This is a genomic window from uncultured Leptotrichia sp. (genome assembly GCF_938036635.1).
GTDB lineage: Bacteria > Fusobacteriota > Fusobacteriia > Fusobacteriales > Leptotrichiaceae > Leptotrichia > Leptotrichia hongkongensis.
This window is the reverse complement of the sequence record NZ_CALHQO010000221.1, coordinates 1-2601: the sequence shown is the minus strand read 5'-3', so window position 1 is coordinate 2601 and position 2601 is coordinate 1. Positions and strand designations below refer to the sequence as shown.

The 2601-nt window shown below is 32.6% G+C and carries 2 protein-coding genes; both read left to right on the top strand.

From position 1 onward, the window contains the following. The coding region (gene mutS, locus Q0370_RS04240) for a DNA mismatch repair protein MutS (RefSeq protein WP_299572562.1) at positions 1-2359 on the top strand (2359 nt) is incomplete at its 5' end. A gap of 25 nt (positions 2360-2384) precedes the next feature. Next, on the top strand, positions 2385-2601 hold a 217-nt coding region (locus Q0370_RS04235; protein WP_299572559.1), incomplete at its 3' end, for a hypothetical protein.

The window sequence follows — 2601 nt, the reverse complement described above, 5'->3', positions numbered from 1 at the left end:
AACAGTTGTGGATGTGGAGGCACTTGATGCCAAGAGCAATAATTACTTGATGAGTATTTTGAAAATTGAGAATAAACTTGGAATTGCGTATATTGATATAACAACTGGAGAGTTTAAGGTAACGGAAGTTGAAAAGGATGATGATTTTGTAAAATTATTTAATGAGATTAATAAAATTGAACCTAAGGAAGTGCTTGTTACAGAGGATTTTTATGGAGAAATAAAGGAAAAGTTAGATGATTTTTTACAAAAGAATGATTCAGTTGTGACTTTTGCGAGTAAAGTTCGGGACAGTGCAAAGTATCTTATGGATTATTTTGAGATTGTGTCGCTTGAAAGTTATGGGATTAAGGATAAAAAGGCGATAATTGGAGCTGCAGCTATGGCACTTGATTATGCTGCTACTATGCAGGTTGAACATGAGCTGACTGTAGAAAAAATCGAGTTTGTGAATATTTCCAATTATGCTGAAATAAATGCGATTACAAGCAGAAATCTGGAACTTTTGAAAAATCAGAGGGAAAAAACTGTTTATGGCTCGCTTTTGTGGGTACTGGACGAGTGTAAAACTTCGATGGGAACACGGCTTTTAAAAAGATTTATAAACAATCCACTTTTAAATATTGAAAAAATACGAAAAAGACAGGAAGATGTACAGTATTTTATTGACAATATTTTGATTCGTGAGGATTTGAGAGAAAAACTTGAGGATATTTACGATTTGGAGCGGCTTTTGGGGAAAATAATCTTTGGAAGTGAAAATGGAAAAGATTTGATAGCATTGAAAAAAACGATAAAATCGGCTGTTGAAATAATGAGAATTTTGGGAAATACTGATTTTTTTAAGGATATTGATGCAAATATTTTGTTTGAATGTTATAAAATAATTGACAACAGTATAAATGAAGATGCACCGTTTTCAGTACGTGAAGGCGGAATTATAAAATCTGGATACAGTGCAGAACTGGATGAAATTAGAAATATCATGAATTCTGGGAAGGACTTTTTACTGGATATTGAACAGCGTGAAAGGGAAGCAACTGGAATTCGAAATATGAAAATAAAGTTTAACAAGATTTTTGGTTACTTCATCGAAATTACAAAAGCAAATCTGGATATGGTGCCAGAACATTACATAAGAAAACAGACTCTTTCAAATTCAGAGAGATACATTACGCCTGAACTGAAAAAATATGAGGACACAATAATAAATTCCAAAGCAAAAATCGAAGATTTGGAATACCATTTGTTCAAGGAAATCAGCGGAAAGCTCAAGGAACATCGGAAAATTTTGTCAGAACTTGCAGAAAGGTTGGCATACATTGATGTAATGGTATCTTTTGCTGTAAGTGCCATTGAAAATGATTACGCAAAACCTGAAATGAATGAGGAATATTCCTTTGAAATTGAGGGCGGAAGGCATCCAGTTGTGGAAAAGCTGATTGGAAGGACGGATTATGTTTCAAATGATACAGTCTTTACTGAAAAGGAAAGTTTTGTTGTGCTGACAGGACCTAATATGTCGGGAAAATCAACGTATATGAAGCAAATCGCATTAATTTCCATAATGGCTCAGATTGGTTCTTTTGTCCCTGCTAAAAAAGCAAATTTATCAGTTATAGACAAATATTTGACACGGATTGGAGCTTCTGATGATATTTTGACTGGGCAAAGTACATTTATGGTGGAAATGAGTGAAGTTTCCAACATTCTAAACAATGCGACTGAAAAAAGCCTGATAATACTTGATGAAGTTGGACGTGGAACTTCCACAACCGACGGTGTTTCCATTGCGACTGCCATTTCAATGTATATTCACGATAAAATTGGTGCTAAGACAGTTTTTGCAACACATTATCACGAACTTACTGATTTAGAAAATAAATTTGCACACATTGTAAATTATCGGATAGAAGTGGATGAAAAGCAGGGAAAAGTAATGTTTTTACGAAATATTGTAAAAGGTGGAGCAGACAAGTCCTATGGTATTGAAGTGGCAAAATTGGCTGGTCTTCCAAAGGAAATATTGACTGAAAGCAAGAAAATATTGAAACGGCTGGAGCAGAAAAAGGAATTGATTGAAAGAACCGTAGATGTTCACCAGCTATCACTTTTTGGAGGAAATTCAGAGTTTGAAAATGATTTTGAAGAATTTGAAGATACTAATTTTACAAGTGATTTTGAAATCAATGAAAAAACTCAGATTTATGAAGAAAAATTAGTAGAAATTCAGGAAGAAAATGAAAAATTATCAGAAATTGTGAGCAAAATAGATAAATATGACATAAATAATATTACACCTATGGATGCAATGAAATTTTTGTTTGAATTAAAGGAAAATATGAAAAATAAAAAGTAAAATTAGTAAAATTAGGAGAAAAATAATGTGGAAAAAACTAGGTTATGGAGGACTTATATTACTACTGATATATTTTATATATGCAGTATTTTTTAAAAAAATTCCAACACCGCTTGAACAGATGCAAAAAGATATGAAAGCCAAAAAAGTTATGTATAGGCTAAAAGATGATGCTATCATTTATGCGGATGAACAGATTGGATCTGAAGGAGACGAAGTTATCAGGTTTAAAAATGTAATTG